Origin of the sequence: Microbacterium sp. H83, from assembly GCF_001650405.1 — a bacterium.
GTDB lineage: Bacteria > Actinomycetota > Actinomycetes > Actinomycetales > Microbacteriaceae > Microbacterium.
Genome location: NZ_LWCU01000018.1, coordinates 25731 through 40367, shown reverse-complemented (window position 1 = coordinate 40367; position 14637 = coordinate 25731). Strand labels below are relative to the sequence as shown.

Below are 14637 nucleotides of genomic sequence, written 5' to 3'. Positions count from 1 at the left end.
ATGGAACCTCCGGGGGTCGTGGCGCACGGCCAGTCTGCTCTGCCGCAGCCGATCTGTCCACGGATCGGCGAGGCGACCCCTGGTGAGACCCGATGCCCGCCGGGCGGTAGTCTGGAGGCGTGGCTGCCTCCCCCACCAATCCCTATTCCGAAGCCGGCGTCGACACCGCTGCGGGCGATCTCGCCGTCGAGCTGATGAAGTCCTCCGTCCGCGCGACGCACGGTCCCGAAGTGCTCGGCGGCGTCGGCGGATTCGCCGGGCTCTTCGACGCCAGCGCCATCCGCGACTTCCGTCGTCCGCTGCTCGCGACGAGCACCGACGGCGTGGGCACCAAGGTCGCCATCGCCCAGGCGATCGACAAGCACGACACGATCGGCCAGGACCTCGTCGGCATGGTCGTCGACGACATCGTGGTCGTGGGCGCGAAGCCGCTCTTCATGACCGACTACATCGCATGCGGCAAGGTCTTCCCGCAGCGCATCGCCGACATCGTGCGCGGCATCGCCGAGGCGTGCTCCGCCACCGGCACGGCGCTCGTGGGCGGCGAGACGGCCGAGCACCCCGGCCTCCTCGGACCACGCGACTACGACGTGGCGGGAGCCGCGACCGGGGTCGTCGAGGCCGACGGCATCCTCGGTGCCGACCGCGTGCAGGACGGCGACGTCGTCCTCGCGATCGCGTCGAGCGGTCTGCACTCGAACGGCTACTCTCTCGTGCGCCACATCGTCACGAACGCCGGCATCGGCTACGGCGACAACGCCGCCGACTTCGGCACGACGTGGGGCGAGGCCCTGCTCGAGCCCACCCGCCTCTACACGCTGCCGTTGCTGCGTCTGATCGAGAAGCTCGGCACGGCCGGCGTGCACTCCCTGAGCCACGTCACCGGCGGCGGCATCGCGGCGAACCTCGCCAGGGTGCTCCCGCAGGGCAGCTGGGCCGAGGTCGACCGCAGCACGTGGTCGCCGAGCCCGGTGTTCCGCGTCCTCAGCGACATCGCCGGCTCGACGCTGGAATCGGCCGAGGGCACCTGGAACCTCGGCATCGGCTTCCTCGCGGTGATCGCGGCGGAGCAGAAGGACGCGGCGATCGCGGCCCTCGCGGCCGAGGGCATGCGCGCGTGGCAGGTCGGCACGGTGGGCTTCGGTCCTCGTCCCGACGGAGAGTTCGAACAGGGCGCCAAGGGCGTCGACGGCGGAGCGGTGCGCCTGGTGGGCGCATACGCGGATGGAGCGAAGTAACCACACATGTGCGGCATCGTCGGAATGGTCGGGTCTGCCCCGGTCAATCAGGACATCTACGACGCTCTCCTCCTGCTGCAGCACCGCGGCCAGGACGCGACGGGCATCGCCACCGCCGAGGCGAACGGCGTCATGCACAACGCCAAGGCGCAGGGCATGGTGCGCGAGGCGTTCCGCACGCGTGACATGCGCGCGCTGCTCGGCAACGTCGGCCTCGGTCACGTGCGCTACGCCACCAAGGGCACCGCATCGAGCGAGGAGGAGATGCAGCCGTTCTACGTGAACGCGCCCTACGGCATCATCCTCATCCACAACGGCAACCTGACGAACACGCGGGAGCTGACGGCCGACATGGCCAAGCGCGACCGCCGGCACCTCAACTCGTCGAGCGACACGGAGCTGCTGCTCAACGTCCTCGCGGGGGAGCTGCAGACGACCACCTCGACGGTCGACCTCGACCCCGACCGCATCTTCGAGGCCGTCGCCCGCACGCACGAGCGCATCGAGGGCGCCTACGCCGTCATCGCCGTGATCGCCGGGTACGGTCTGCTCGCGTTCCGCGACCCGTTCGGCATCCGCCCGCTGATCCTCGGGCGTCGTCCGTCGACCGTGCCGGGCGCCGAGGGCCGCGACGAGTGGGTCGTGGCGAGCGAGTCGCTCGTGCTCGAGAACGCCGACTACGAGGTCGTCCGCGAGGTCGAGCCCGGCGAGGCCGTGTTCATCACGAACGAGGGCGAGCTGCACTCGCGGCAGTGCGCCGCCGAGCCCACGCTCGCGCCGTGCGCGTTCGAGTACGTCTACCTCGCACGACCCGACTCGATCATGAACGGCATCTCGGTGTACGAGTCGCGTCTGCGCATGGGCGACCGCCTCGCCGACACGATCGCGAAGCACGTGCCGATGGACAAGATCGACGTCGTCATGCCGATCCCCGACTCGTCGCGCCCCGCGGCGATGGAGGTCGCGCGCAAGCTCGGCATCGAGTACCGCGAGGGCTTCTACAAGAACCGCTACGTCGGCCGCACCTTCATCATGCCGGGGCAGGCGGTGCGCAAGAAGAGCGTCCGGCAGAAGCTCAACGCGATGTCGGCGGAGTTCCAGGGCAAGAACGTCCTGCTGATCGACGACTCGATCGTGCGCGGCACGACCTCCAAGCAGATCATCCAGATGGCTCGGGATGCCGGTGCGGTGTCTGTCACGTTCGCCTCCGCCGCGCCGCCGGTCCGCCACCCGCACGTCTACGGCATCAACATGCCGTCGCGGCACGAGCTCATCGCGCACGGACGCACGATCCCCGAGATCGCCGAGGAGCTGGGCTGCGACCACCTGGTCTACCAGGAGGTCGAGGATCTCAAGGCCGCGATCACCGAGGGCACCGCCCTCGAGGACCTGGACATGAGTTGCTTCGACGGGCGCTACGTCACCGGCACGGTCTCCGACGAGTACCTCGCGTGGGTGGAGGGGTCGCAGACCTCGTGACCTCCGCTGCCCGGCCGCTGTGGCAGGGACGGGCGCTCGCGCTGCTCGGCATCGTGCTGGTCGCGTTCTCGCTGCGCTCGGCCGTGGCCTCCCTGTCTCCGGTGATCGATCACGTCGCCGAGGACTTCCCGGTCTCCTCCGTCGTCGCGGGGCTCATCGGCGCGGCGCCGCCGGTGTGCTTCGCCGTGTTCGGACTTCTCACTCCGCTGTTCGAGCGCCGCTTCGGGCTCGAACGGGTCGCGGTCGCCGCGATCGCGCTGATCGCCGCGGGTCTGCTGCTTCGCGGTCTCTCGATCGACTCCACGACGCTGCTCCTCTCCACGGCGGTGGTGTTCGCGGGCGTGGGCTCGGGCAACGTGCTGCTGCCGCCGTTGGTGAAGAAGTACTTCCCCGACCGGCTCGGCGTCATGATGACGGTCTACTCGACCACGATGGCGGTGTCGACGTTCGTGCCGCCGCTCGTCGCCGTGCCGATCGCCGACACCGCGGGATGGCGGGTGTCGCTCGGCCTGTGGGGCGTGTTCGCGGCGATCGCGCTCGTGCCCTGGGTCGCGATGCTCGTCGCGAATCGGACGGATGCCGTCGGCACGGCCCCGCGTCGGGAGGCCGCGCCGGCCGAAGCGACCGACACGACGGACGACGGGGTGGATGCGGCCTCGATGGCGACCGGGCCGATCGTGACGTCGCCCGCGAACGCCCGCGTGTTCGCGCGGCTGTGGCGGCTCCCCCTGGCCTGGTCGATCGCGCTCGTGTTCGGCGCCTCCTCGACCATGGCGTACGTGTCGTTCTCCTGGCTGCCCACGATCATGATCGAGGTGGGCGGCGTGAGTCCCTCGAACGCCGGGCTGCTGCTCTCGCTGTTCGGGCTCATGGGCCTGCCCTGTTCGCTGCTCGTGCCGATCCTCATCGTCCGCTTCCAGGCGACGCGCCCCGTGTTCTTCGTCGCGATCGCGTGCGGGCTCACAGGCCTCGGAGGATTCCTGTTCCTCCCGACCGCGGGACTCCCGCTGTGGGTCGCTCTGTTCGGACTCGCGCCGGCGCTGTTTCCTCTCGCGCTGGTGCTGCTCAGCATCCGCGCCCGCACGCCGGAGAGCGCCGTCGCCCTCAGCGGATTCGTGCAGAGCATCGGCTACGCCGTCGCCGCGGTGTTCCCGCTTCTCGTCGGCCTGCTGCACGATGTGACCGACAGCTGGGTCGTGCCGCTCTGGGTGCTCGTCGGAGTGCTCCTCGCGGTGATCCCGGCCGGATGGGTCGCCGGACGTCGCCGCACCATCGAAGAGGACTGGGAGCGCCGGCACGGCCATTGGTAGCGACCGTCGCCTCGGTGTCCTGGGCCGTGTCTCCGGCGGCATCCACACCCGGATCGAAGGAGAACTCCCGGGATGAAGGAGCGGACGCGAAGACGCCTCCGGCATTCCGGAAGAGCTCCGGCATACCGTGCGCTGCGTCGTCCGACCTCATCCGGACACGACGAAACCCCCGTGCGGTGCACGGGGGAGACGACAGCAGAAAGGGCGGTCAGGCCTTTTCTAGTTCGTCCTCGTCTTCGTCGGCATACTCGTCTGCCCACTTGTCGACGTATGCGTCTTCGGAGTCGCTCGGGTGCCCGAGTTCGCGCTCCAGCGCAGAGTAGTTCACCGACGGACTGAAGGACTTCAGTTCGCGGGCGATCTTGGTGTGCTTCGCCTTTTGACGGCCACGGCCCATGCGCGAGACCCCCTCACGAGTTAAGCTGCGGGCAACAAGGGGCCCGATGCATTCACGACACCGGCTCGCAGCCGGTAAGAGTAGCATTCAGAATAGCACGCGGGTAGACCGCTCTGGCTGATGCCAGGCTGGGGAAGGGAGCGATCTTCATGACCGACAGCACCTCGACGCCCTCTGAGGAGACAGCTCAGAACGCGACCCTGCAGAAAGCCGTCATCGTCGGCATGCAGCCCGGTCAGCCCCGGCACGTGATCGACGAGGCCGCGCGGTTCGCGCGGCTCCTGCGAGTGCCGCTCGTCGTCGCCCACGTCGACGTCACCCGGTTCGTGACATACGAGGACCCGGACGGGTACGTGCACTCCGCGCCCATCGACATCAACTTCGACGCGGGGACCGCCGAGTTCGAGGTCGTGCAGTCCGAGGCGGGTGCGGCGCTCGAGGGCACCGGCATCACCTGGACCGCGCGTCAGCTCGTCGGCGATCCGGCGCTGGCGATCAAGCAGCTCGCGAACAAGCTCGACGCGCAGCTGATCGTGGTCGGCACCCGCAAGCGCGGGATCGGCGAGTCGATCAGGGAGTTCTTCACCGGCTCTGTCGCCGCACGTCTCGCCCACCGTCAGCATCGGTCGGTGCTCGTCGTGCCGCTCGAGGATCCGGTTCCCGACACCCAGGCCGAGATCTGGACCGAGTAGCATCCGGACGACCGAAGCCCCTCCCGTCGGCGGACGGAAGGGGCTTCGACGCGGGGGTGTCAGCGTCCGAGCGACGCCAGGGCGGTCGTGATGCGGCGCGCGGCGGCATCCAGTCCGTCCTCCAGCTCCGACACGACCGATGAGGGCAGGCTGCCGCCCTTCGCGACGTGCGTGCGCAGGTCGGTGCGCACGCGTGCGCGGAAGGCGTTGACGACGGCATCCGCGCGGTGCAGCTCCTCGCGGCTGACGATGCGCTCGTCGTCGCCCGCGGTGCGCGGACGGCCCTTCGACGCCGCGCGGTCGTCCTTCTCGGCGGTCGCGAGATCGGCGCGGAGGCTCTTCATGGCCTCCTTGACGCTCTGGCGCACCTCGTTGGCGATGAGCCGCACCGAATCGGTGAGCCCCGCCTCGATGCCGGCGAGGTCGCCCTCGCGCGAGGAGAGCTCGGCGCGTCCCGCATCCGTGATCGCGTAGATCGTGGTGCGGCCGTCGACGGTCTTCGTGACCAGGCCCTCCTCCTCGAGCTTCGCGAGTCGCGGGTAGATCGTCCCGGCACTCGGCGTGTACGTCCCGCCCGTGCGGTCGGTCAGCGCCTGGATGATGCCGTAGCCGTGCTGCGGGGCCTCGGCGAGCAGCGACAGGAGGTACAGGCGCAGGTCGCCGTGCGAGAAGACCGCGGGACTCATGCTTCCTCCCATTCGGCGTCGTTCTCGATCGATGCGGGCGTCCGGCGCAGCACCGTGACGCCGCCTGACACGGAGTTGGCGCGCAGATCGACGAAGCGGCCGGCGAGCTCGCCCGTGGAGCCGGTGTAGTTGTTGATGCCCGACGAGCCGCGCTCGACGCCGTCGATGAGCAGGCGTCCGCTCAGCGAGCGCACGACGTAGTTCGCGGCGAGCGACTCGTCGAGGCGCACCGTCGTTCCGCCCGAGACCGAGTTGACGTTGATGGTGTTCACGTCGCCCGCGGCGTCGACGAGGGTCGAGCCCGACACGATGTCGACGGTCGCCTTGCGGATGGTGCCGGTCACCGCGACGTCGCCCGAGACGCTGTTCGCGGTGATCGATCCGGTGAGGCCGCGCACCTGCACGTCGCCCGACACGGAGTTCACGATGAGGTCGCCGATCAGCGTGTCGACGATGATGTCGCCGGAGACGGTGTTGAGGCGGGTGTCGTTGCGGATGCCGGAGACGAGCGCACCGGCGCTGACGACGCCCAGGTTGAGGGCGATCGAGCGGGGGACCGCGACACTGACCTCGGCCTTGGGCCCACCGGAGCCGAAGTTGCGGAAGACCTCGAGGAAGTTGTCCCAGCCCAGTTGCGGGTGGTCGATCTCGACCTCGCCGTTCTGAGCCTCGATGCGGAGGTCCTTGGTGGTGACGCCGTGCACCTCGATGCGGATGCCGGGTTCGTCGTGCGCGATGACGTCGACCTGGCCGCCGACCAGACCGATCTTGAGGCGGGTGACGTTCTCGATGTCGATGACGCGTTCCTCGCCGGGGGCGATGAGCCACTTCTCGGTCATGTCTGCTTCTCCTGGGTTGAGGGATCACGATATATCGTGTGTTGCGAGGATAACACGATATATCTCGATGTTGTCAAGGGGGTCGCAGAACCCGCGGAAACGACGGTCAGGCCAGCGGCGGAGTGTGCCAGATGCGGTCGATGTAGTCCCTGATCGAGCGGTCGGACGAGAAGAAGCCGGTGCGGGCGACGTTGAGGATCGCCGAGCGGATCCAGGCGTCCTGGTCGGCGTACGCGGCGTCCACCCTCTCCTGTGCGGAGATGTACGACGCGTAGTCGGCGAGCACCATGAAGCGGTCCTCGTGGAGCAGATTCGAGACGACGGGCTCGAACACCGACCGGTCGCCGTGCGCGAACGCCCCCGAGGCGATGAGGTCGATCGCGCGCCGCAGCCCGGCATCCGCCTGGACGAACTCCTCCGGACGGTAGCCGCGCGCCGCGAGGTCCGACACCTCGGGCTCGCTCATCCCGAACAGGAAGAAGTTCTCGTCGCCGACGAGCTCGCGGATCTCGACGTTCGCGCCGTCGTCGGTGCCGATCGTGAGCGCCCCGTTCAGGGCGAACTTCATGTTCCCTGTTCCGGACGCCTCCTTGCCGGCGAGCGAGATCTGCTCCGAGAGGTCGGCGGCGGGGATCACGCGCTCGGCGAGGGTCACGGTGTAGTTCGGCGGGAAGACGACCTGCAGCCGGCCCTCGAGCCGCGTGTCGGCGTTCACGACCTCGCCGACGGCGTTGATGAGATGGATGATGCGCTTGGCCATCGCGTAGCCCGGCGCGGCCTTCGCACCGAAGATCACGGTGCGCGGGACGAGGTCCTCGGCCGCGACCCGACCCGACACCACGCCCTCGTACGTCGTGACGACGTGGAGCACCTTGAGCATCTGCCGCTTGTACTCGTGCAGCCGCTTCACCATCACGTCGAGCAGGTGCCCGTCGCCGATGTCGATGCCGTCGCGGGCCCGCAGGGTCTCGCCCGCGCGACGCTTGTTGGCGGCCTTCACCTCCGCGAAGGCCGCTCGGAACTCGGCGTCATCGGCATACGGCTCGAGCTCGCGCAGGCGTTCGAGATCGGTGGTCCAGCCGTCGCCGATCGCGGCCGTGATGAGCGACGACAGCTCCGGGTTCGCGAGACGGAGGAAGCGCCGCGGCGTCACGCCGTTCGTGACACTGGTGAACTTCTCGGGGAAGAACACGTCGAAGTCGTGCAGCACCCTGTCGCGCAGCAGCTGCGAGTGCAGCTCGGCCACGCCGTTGACCTTCGCACCCGCGACGGTCGCGAGATACGCCATCCGCACCGAGCGCACCGGCTGCTCGGCGATGATCGACATGTCGCGCACGAGCCTCTCGTCGTCGCCGAAGCGCTCCCGCACGGAGTCGAGGAACTCGTCGTTGATCCGGTAGATGATCTCCAGGTGGCGGGGCAACAGGCGGCCCAGGAGCTCGACGGGCCAGACCTCGAGGGCTTCCGGCAGCAGCGTGTGGCACGTGTACGCGAAGCACCGCCGGGTGATCTCCCACGCGTCGTCCCAGTCGAGCCTCCGCTCGTCGACGAGCACGCGCATGAGCTCCGGGACGGCGATCACCGGGTGGGTGTCGTTGAGCTGGAAGACGACCCGCTCGGGCAGTGCGGCCAGGTCGAAGCCGTCGGAGAGCATGGTGTCGAGGAAGTCGTGGAGCGAGGCGGCGACGAAGAAGTACTGCTGCTGCAGCCGGAGCTCCTTGCCCTGCGGGGTGGAGTCCTCGGGGTACAGGACCTTCGAGATGTTCTCGGCGAACGTCTGCGCCCGCACGGCCTCCTCGTAGTCGCCCGAGTTGAAGATGCGCAGGTCGAACGCGTCCGTGGCGACGGCGCTCCACAGGCGGAGCGTGTTGACGCGACCGTTCTGGAAGCCGGGGACCATGTAGTTGTAGGGCACGGCCTGCACGTTCCACGCGGGCACCCAGCGGCTGCGCTCGACGCCGTCGTCGTCGTACGTCTCGGTGCATCCCCCGAACCCGATGGTCTGCGCGTCCTCCGGCCGGGCGAACTCCCAGGGCGAGCCGAGGGCGAGCCAGGCATCGGGCTGCTCGACCTGCTGACCGTCGACGAACGTCTGCCGGAAGATCCCGTACTGGTAGCGGATGCCATAGCCGATGCTCGGCACGGCCATCGTGGCGAGCGAGTCGATGAAGCACGCCGCGAGTCGGCCGAGTCCGCCGTTGCCGAGGCCCGGCTCGACCTCCTGATCGCGGAGCTCGTCGAGGTCGACGCCACAAGAGGCGAGCGCCTCGGCGGCGATCTCGGCGAGCCCGGCGGCGAGCAGGTCGTTGTCGAGCTGACGACCCAGCAGGTACTCGGCGGAGAGGTAGCACACGGCCTTCGCCTGGGTCTCCTTCTGACGGCGGACGTCCTCGAGCCAGTGAGCCGTCAGGTAGTCCCGCACGGTGTGCGCGAGAGCGAGATAGCGGTCGCTCGCACTGGACGCCGACAGCGCGACCCCGCGCGCGAAGTTCAGGTTGTGCAGGAACCGTCTCGCGAACGCATCCGCCGTCCGCGGGGGAGCGGTCACGGGGGCGAGGGCGAGCGGATGGGAGGCGGGGCGCGATTCGGGCACGTGACGACCGTAGCGAGCGCGGCGGCGATTCACGTGACGGGCGGATGAAGAATATCGGTTTCGCGGTTGACCTTGACGCGGCGTCAACTTCTACCGTGGAGTCATCGGACGACGGAAGGAGAGCGCGATGGATGATCGGGACTGGTCGATCCAGGAGATCGCCCGCCTCGCGGGCACCACCAGCAGGACGCTGCGTCACTACGACGACATCGGCCTGCTGCCGCCGACGCGTATCGCGCGCAACGGCTACCGGCACTACGACCGGGATGCACTCGTGCGACTGCAGCGCATCCTGCTGCTGCGGGAGCTCGGGCTGGGACTGACGCAGATCGCGGCGGTCCTGGCCGCCGCGTCCGGGCGGCAGACCGAGGCGTCCGCGCTCGAGACCCACCTCGCGCTGCTGCGCGAGGAGCAGGACCGGCTGGGGCGGCAAATCGCGTCGGTCGAGAGCACCATCGAGGCATTGAGAGGAGGTGAAGAACTGATGGCAGAGAACATGTTCGACGGCTTCGACCACACGCAGTACCAGGATGAGGTCGAGCAGCGCTGGGGTCGCACGGCCTACGCCGACGGCGACCGCTGGTGGCGTGGCATGAGCGACGCCGAGCGTGCCGACTGGCAGCAGCGGGTCTCCGACCTCGGCCGGGACTGGGTCGCCGCCGCCGAGAGCGGCATCGACCCGGCATCCGCCGAGGCGCAGGAGGTCGCCCGTCGCCACGTCGAGTGGCTCACCGGCATCCCGGGGACTCCGGCTGCCGCGCCCGGTGGCGACGTCAGGGCGTACGTGATCGGCCTCGGCGAGATGTACGTCGCAGATCCGCGCTTCGGCGCGAACTACGAGACGTCCGCCGGCGGCACGCACGGAGCGGAGTTCGTCCGCGACGCGCTCCGCGTCTACGCGGAGGCGAACCTGTAGGCGTCGCCTCGGCATCCGCGCGCGTGCGGGGCCAGGAACGCATCCTCCCGCGGGTGCGGGGTCGGAAACGCATCGGAATCGAGGGGTTCGGGTGCGTTCCTGGCCCCGCACCGCGCGGGCGGTGCGCTCTCGGCCCCGCAGAGGACTCCGTGCCTGGCACAGATCGGGACACCTCGGCAAGGGCGAGACCGGATGCCGGGTATCGGCGTAGGGTCGGGACATGCCCCACCGCCGCAGACGCACGAACGCGGCCCCGCTGTTCGTCGGCGCTGCCGCCGCCTACACCGCGAACGTCGCCCTGGGCACGGCCGTCGCGACCGGGCTCATCGACACGCGGAACTTCCGCTGGCTGCACCATGCGATGTACATCGCGACGTGCGCGACCTCGGCCGCGGCGTTCTCGGCCGTCCTGTGGGGTCGCCCGAAGATCGCGAGTCGACGCGCCGCCCTCGCCCTGGCGCCGGCCGCCGCGCCGCTCGCCGCCATCCCGTACCTCGGCACGCACGGCCGACGGCATCCTCTCGTCGCGCTCGCCGCGGCGCCCTTCATCGTCGCGGGGCTCATCGTCTCGCGCATCCCGTCCGACCGGAAGTGACCGCATGGAACTGCTCGACGCCATCCGCCGCCGCAAGACCACGAACGGGCCGTTCCTGCCCGATCCGGTCTCCGAGGAGCATCAGCGCATCCTCCTCGAAGCCGCCGGGCGCGCACCGTCGCAGCTGAACAGCCAGCCCTGGCGGTTCGTCGTGATCGAGAACCGCGAGACGATCGACCGCATCGCGCGCATCTCGGGCGAGAGTATGACCGAGGCGATGTCGAACGGCACGTTCTTCGAGCGCTACAAGCCGTACTTCCGCTTCAGCCAGGCCGAGATGGAGGAGAAGCGGAGCGGGATGCTGTTCGACAAGCTCCCCGCGGCGCTCCGGCCCTTCACGAGCCAGGTCTTCACGAAGCGCGGGCAGAAGCTCATGAACACGTTCGGCGTCCCCAAGACCCTGGGCGAGGAGAACCACAAGCTCGTGGCCGGGTCGCCGCTGCTCCTCGGCGTGATGCTCGATCGCAGCGAGTACCGACCGGGACAGCTGTCGTCGTTCTACTCCGTCTTCAGCATGGGCGCGGCGATGGAGAACGTCTGGCTCACGACGGTCGAGCTCGGCATGGGCATCCAGTTCATCTCGTTCCCCATGGAGGTGCCCGGCCGCTGGGAGGAGATCATCGAGCTGCTCCACGTGCCCGACGATCTCGAGCTCATGGCCGTGTACCGCCTCGGCTACCTGCCGCACGACCAGCGTCGCCCCGCGATCGACTGGTCGAGCCATCAGCGCAAGCTCGCCTCGCAGTACGTGTTCCGCGAGAGCTGCGACGTGCCCCAGCAGGGCTGGGACGAGCCGCTCGGCGGCTGACTCAGCCCTGGGGTGTGCGGGGCAGCGGCTTCAGGTCGCTCAGCGCGGGGCCTTCGATCCTGGTCCCGTCGGCCGCGAAGCGCGACGCGTGCAGCGGGCAGTCCCAGGTGCACTCCGCGTCGTTCCAGTCGAGGACGCCGCCGAGATGCGGGCACACGGCGTCGACCGCGCGCGTGACGCCGTCGACGGTCGAGATGCCGACCGGCAGTCCGCCGCGGTTCGCCACCACGCCCTCTCCCTCGGCGGGGCGCGGCACCGGCACGGACCGCGACTCGGCCTTGACCCATCCCGACGTCGCGGCGGCCGCGACCTTCAGGCCCTCGACGGCGCCCTGCGCGAGATCCGCCGGCACGGTGAGCCGGGTGCCGAGCACCGTCATCCACGACGGTCGCTCCTTCCGGTGCGCGCCGAGGAGCTCGGCCGTGAGCCGCAGCGCCGCGGCGGGCGCATTCGACAGGCCCCATTTCGCGTAGCCGGTGGCGAAGCGGATGCTGCCGAGGCCGCGCGGCATCGCGCCGACGAACGGGATGAGGTTGTGCGACTCGTAGTCCTGCGCCGACCACCGGTGGGTCTCCTCGGCTCCGGGGAAGTGCTCCTGCGTCCACGCGACGAGGTCCTCGACCTGCGCGGCCTCGCCGTCGGAGCGGCCGACCGGGTGGCCGTTGCCGCCGACCACGAGCTGCGCCGTGCCTCCGGGGCCGTCGGCAGCCGAGACCGGACGGATGGAACGGCTGGGGCTGTCGACCGAGATGAAGGTGGAGGCCGGGACGTCCCCGGGCACGCGGAACGAGACGCAGTACGAGCGGAACGCGCGCATCTTCGAGAAGTACAGCCCTCGATCGAGGATCGGGTAGCCGGTGGCGATCACGATGTTGTCGGCGAACATCGGTCCGGCCGTGGTCTCGACGCGCGGCTCGGGGAGGACGTGCGTCGCCGTGACGCGGGTGCCGGTGTGCAGCGTCCCTCCTCCGGCCAGAAGCTCCTCGGCGAGCGCCTGGGCCACGACCATGGGGTCGATCGTCACCTGGTCGTCGAGCGCCACGGCGCCGACCACGGGAAAGGGCGCGGACGACAGGTCGCCGCCCGACAGCATCCGCGTCGGGAGCCCGGCTTCGCGTGCGGCCTCGTGCTGCTCCCGCACCGTGACGAGACCGTCGATCTGCTGGGCGTACGTGTGGTCGGTGCGCCGCTCGTAGGGGACGCCGGCGTGGTCGGCGAACCCGACGAGCCAGTCCATGCCGTCGCGGTTCGCGTCGACGTAGGCGCGCACGAGATCGGCGGAGTGGTGACGGCGGATCTCGGCCAGGCGCTGACCCTGCAGCAGCGACAGCTTGCCCGTGTTGCCGCCGGTCGCGAGCTGGCCGACGGTGCCGGCGTCGATCACGGCCACGTCGAGGCCGGCTCGGGTGAGCATGACCGCGGTCGTCAGGCCGGTGAGGCCCGCCCCCACGATGACGACCTCGTGTCGCGCACCGGGGTCGAACGGCGTACCGGCGGGCGGAGTGCGGTCGAGCTTCCACAGGGGCTTCATGCTGTCAGTCTCGTCGAGCGGCGAACCTCGCCCAACGGGTTGACAGCGGTGCCCGGCTGCGCAACGCTCGCTCCTCCGCGCCGCGACTAGAGTGGCCGCGTGACCCTCCGCCGACTGCTTCTCGTGCTGCTCGGCGGGAGTGTCGGCACTGCCGCGCGCCTCGCGGTGGGACTCGGGATGCCGGATGCCGGCGGCTTCCCGACCGCGACGCTCGTCGTGAACGTGCTCGGATCGCTGGCGATCGGCATCCTCGCAGCCCGCATCCCGCAGACCACCGACGCCCGTGTCCTGCTGGGCACGGGCGTGCTCGGCGGCTTCACGACGTACAGCGCCTTCATGACCGGGACGCTCGCGCTCGGGGTCGATGCGCCGCTGCTGGCCGTCGCCTACGCCGTCGGCAGCCTGGTGCTGGGCCTCGCGGCCGCAGCGCTCGGGCTGCGCCTCGGCCGTCCCTGCACGCGGCCGGCTCGTGGGGGAGACGTCTCGTGACCCCTCTCCTGTTCGTCGCGGCCGCGCTCGCCGGAGGCGTCGGAGCCGTGCTGCGCTATGCGCTGGACGTCGGCGTCGCCAGGGCGGCCGGCCGTCGCTTCCCGTGGGGCATCCTCGTGGTGAACGTCTCCGGCTCGTTCGCGCTCGGTCTCGTGACGACCGCGCTGCCGCACGAGGCCTTCCTCCTCGGCGCGGGTCTGCTGGGCGGATACACGACGTTCAGCACCGCGATGCTCGACACGGTCGCCCTGTGGCGCGACGGCGAGCGTGCGGCGTCGGCGGCGAACGCGATCGGGATGCTGGTGCTCGGACTCGTCGCGGCCGGACTCGGCCTCGCCCTCGGCGCGGCGCTCTGAGCCGACCGGGTCGGATCCGTCGGCCTTCGGCGCCCGGCGAATGCTCAGCTTCCCCGGGCAGAATGTACAAACGTACATGTACGGTCGTACACGGCAGATCCAGGGGGCACGCATGAGCGAAGGCACGCGCCGCCGCCGCGATCCCGAGGCGCGCCGCCGCGAGATCGTCGCCGCCGCGGCCGAGCTCATCATCGAGGTCGGCGTGGATGCCGTGACGCACCGCAAGGTCGCAGCACGCGCCGGCGTGCCGCTCGGCGCCACCACCCAGTACTTCGCGACCCTCGACGATCTGCGCGAGACCGCCCTCGGCGCGCTGGCCCACGAGATCCAGCAGGGCATCGAGGAGACCCGGCGCGCGGTCGAAGCGGAGGGGGTCACGCCGGCGGGCATCGCCCGACTCGTGCGACAGGCGCTCGACGACCACCGTGCTGTGCAGACCGACCGCGCGGTGGTCACGGCGGCCGTGCACGACCCTCGCGTGCGCGCGTTCGCCAGGCAGTGGTCCGACGAGGTCGTCGGCTTCATGTCTCCCGTCCACGGGCCGGACCGTGCCAGGGCCGCCGCCGTCTTCATCGACGGCGTACTGTGGCATGCGCAGATCCACGACGAGCCGCTCGACGAAGAGCTCATCCGCGACGCCCTCGCCGGGATCCTCACCCCCGGCCAGGCGTCCGCACCCGCATCCATCGCCGCAGCACCAGCCTGACC

General features: G+C 70.1%; 15 protein-coding genes. 10 read left to right on the top strand and 5 right to left on the bottom strand.

The annotated features are described in order from the left end of the window. Positions 1-119: 119 nt before the first annotated feature. From purM to A4X16_RS09060, 3 genes are read left to right on the top strand one after another with little or no spacing between them, the layout of a single operon-like run. Positions 120-1238 carry a phosphoribosylformylglycinamidine cyclo-ligase gene (gene purM / locus A4X16_RS09070; protein ID WP_067119627.1) on the top strand — a complete coding sequence of 373 codons (1119 nt, stop codon included), beginning with the start codon at positions 120-122 and terminating at the stop codon, positions 1236-1238. Positions 1239-1244: 6 nt separating this feature from the next. Next, positions 1245-2717, top strand: a complete 1473-nt coding sequence (purF, locus tag A4X16_RS09065) for an amidophosphoribosyltransferase (RefSeq protein ID WP_067119625.1) — start codon at positions 1245-1247, stop codon at positions 2715-2717. Next, the gene (locus A4X16_RS09060; RefSeq protein WP_067119685.1) at positions 2714-4027 is read left to right on the top strand and encodes an MFS transporter; all 1314 of its coding nucleotides are present in this window, start codon (positions 2714-2716) and stop codon (positions 4025-4027) included. The genes purF and A4X16_RS09060 overlap by 4 nt, the downstream gene beginning before the upstream one ends. A 208-nt stretch (positions 4028-4235) precedes the next feature. Here A4X16_RS09060 and A4X16_RS09055 read toward each other — a convergent pair whose 3' ends face one another. After that, positions 4236-4424: a DUF3073 domain-containing protein gene (locus A4X16_RS09055; protein ID WP_067119623.1), complete on the bottom strand. Its 189-nt coding sequence runs from the start codon at positions 4422-4424 to the stop codon at positions 4236-4238. A 149-nt stretch (positions 4425-4573) separates the two neighbouring features. Here A4X16_RS09055 and A4X16_RS09050 point away from each other — a divergent pair, with 149 nt between their 5' ends. Continuing rightward, positions 4574-5116 (top strand): universal stress protein, encoded by a 543-nt coding sequence (locus tag A4X16_RS09050; protein WP_067119621.1) that lies wholly within the window; start codon positions 4574-4576, stop codon positions 5114-5116. A gap of 59 nt (positions 5117-5175) precedes the next feature. Here the strand turns inward: A4X16_RS09050 and A4X16_RS09045 are convergent, their stop codons facing one another. The 3 genes from A4X16_RS09045 to A4X16_RS09035 form a co-directional block, all read right to left on the bottom strand. Continuing rightward, entirely contained in the window at positions 5176-5802 is a 627-nt protein-coding gene (locus A4X16_RS09045; RefSeq protein WP_067119618.1) for a PadR family transcriptional regulator, read from the bottom strand. Then, the gene (locus A4X16_RS09040; protein ID WP_067119615.1) at positions 5799-6641 is read right to left on the bottom strand and encodes a DUF4097 family beta strand repeat-containing protein; all 843 of its coding nucleotides are present in this window, start codon (positions 6639-6641) and stop codon (positions 5799-5801) included. The genes A4X16_RS09045 and A4X16_RS09040 overlap by 4 nt, the downstream gene beginning before the upstream one ends. A gap of 106 nt (positions 6642-6747) precedes the next feature. Continuing rightward, positions 6748-9234: a glycogen/starch/alpha-glucan phosphorylase gene (locus A4X16_RS09035; RefSeq protein ID WP_067119683.1), complete on the bottom strand. Its 2487-nt coding sequence runs from the start codon at positions 9232-9234 to the stop codon at positions 6748-6750. 127 nt (positions 9235-9361) lie between these two features. On the opposite strand from A4X16_RS09035, the gene A4X16_RS09030 reads away from it, so the two are divergent. The 3 genes from A4X16_RS09030 (at position 9362) to A4X16_RS09020 (ending at position 11553) form a co-directional block, all read left to right on the top strand. Then, the gene (locus tag A4X16_RS09030; protein ID WP_067119613.1) at positions 9362-10150 is read left to right on the top strand and encodes a MerR family transcriptional regulator; all 789 of its coding nucleotides are present in this window, start codon (positions 9362-9364) and stop codon (positions 10148-10150) included. A 220-nt stretch (positions 10151-10370) separates the two neighbouring features. Beyond that, complete coding sequence (locus tag A4X16_RS09025) at positions 10371-10745, top strand: hypothetical protein (protein WP_067119611.1); 375 nt, start codon at positions 10371-10373, stop codon at positions 10743-10745. A 4-nt stretch (positions 10746-10749) separates the two neighbouring features. Continuing rightward, entirely contained in the window at positions 10750-11553 is an 804-nt protein-coding gene (locus A4X16_RS09020) for a nitroreductase family protein (protein WP_067119609.1), read from the top strand. A 1-nt stretch (position 11554) separates the two neighbouring features. Here the strand turns inward: A4X16_RS09020 and A4X16_RS09015 are convergent, their stop codons facing one another. Continuing rightward, on the bottom strand, positions 11555-13084 hold the full coding sequence (locus A4X16_RS09015; protein ID WP_067119607.1) for an FAD-dependent oxidoreductase: 1530 nt from the start codon (positions 13082-13084) through the stop codon (positions 11555-11557). Positions 13085-13183: 99 nt separating this feature from the next. On the opposite strand from A4X16_RS09015, the gene A4X16_RS09010 reads away from it, so the two are divergent. The 3 genes from A4X16_RS09010 (at position 13184) to A4X16_RS09000 (ending at position 14635) form a co-directional block, all read left to right on the top strand. Next, a complete protein-coding gene (locus A4X16_RS09010; RefSeq protein WP_082914377.1) occupies positions 13184-13573 on the top strand; it encodes a fluoride efflux transporter FluC in 390 nt (129 codons plus the stop codon). Then, complete coding sequence (locus A4X16_RS09005; protein WP_067119605.1) at positions 13570-13929, top strand: fluoride efflux transporter FluC; 360 nt, start codon at positions 13570-13572, stop codon at positions 13927-13929. The genes A4X16_RS09010 and A4X16_RS09005 overlap by 4 nt, the downstream gene beginning before the upstream one ends. Before the next feature lie 112 nt (positions 13930-14041). After that, on the top strand, positions 14042-14635 hold the full coding sequence (locus tag A4X16_RS09000) for a TetR/AcrR family transcriptional regulator (RefSeq protein WP_067119602.1): 594 nt from the start codon (positions 14042-14044) through the stop codon (positions 14633-14635). The last annotated feature ends 2 nt before the right edge of the window (positions 14636-14637 follow it).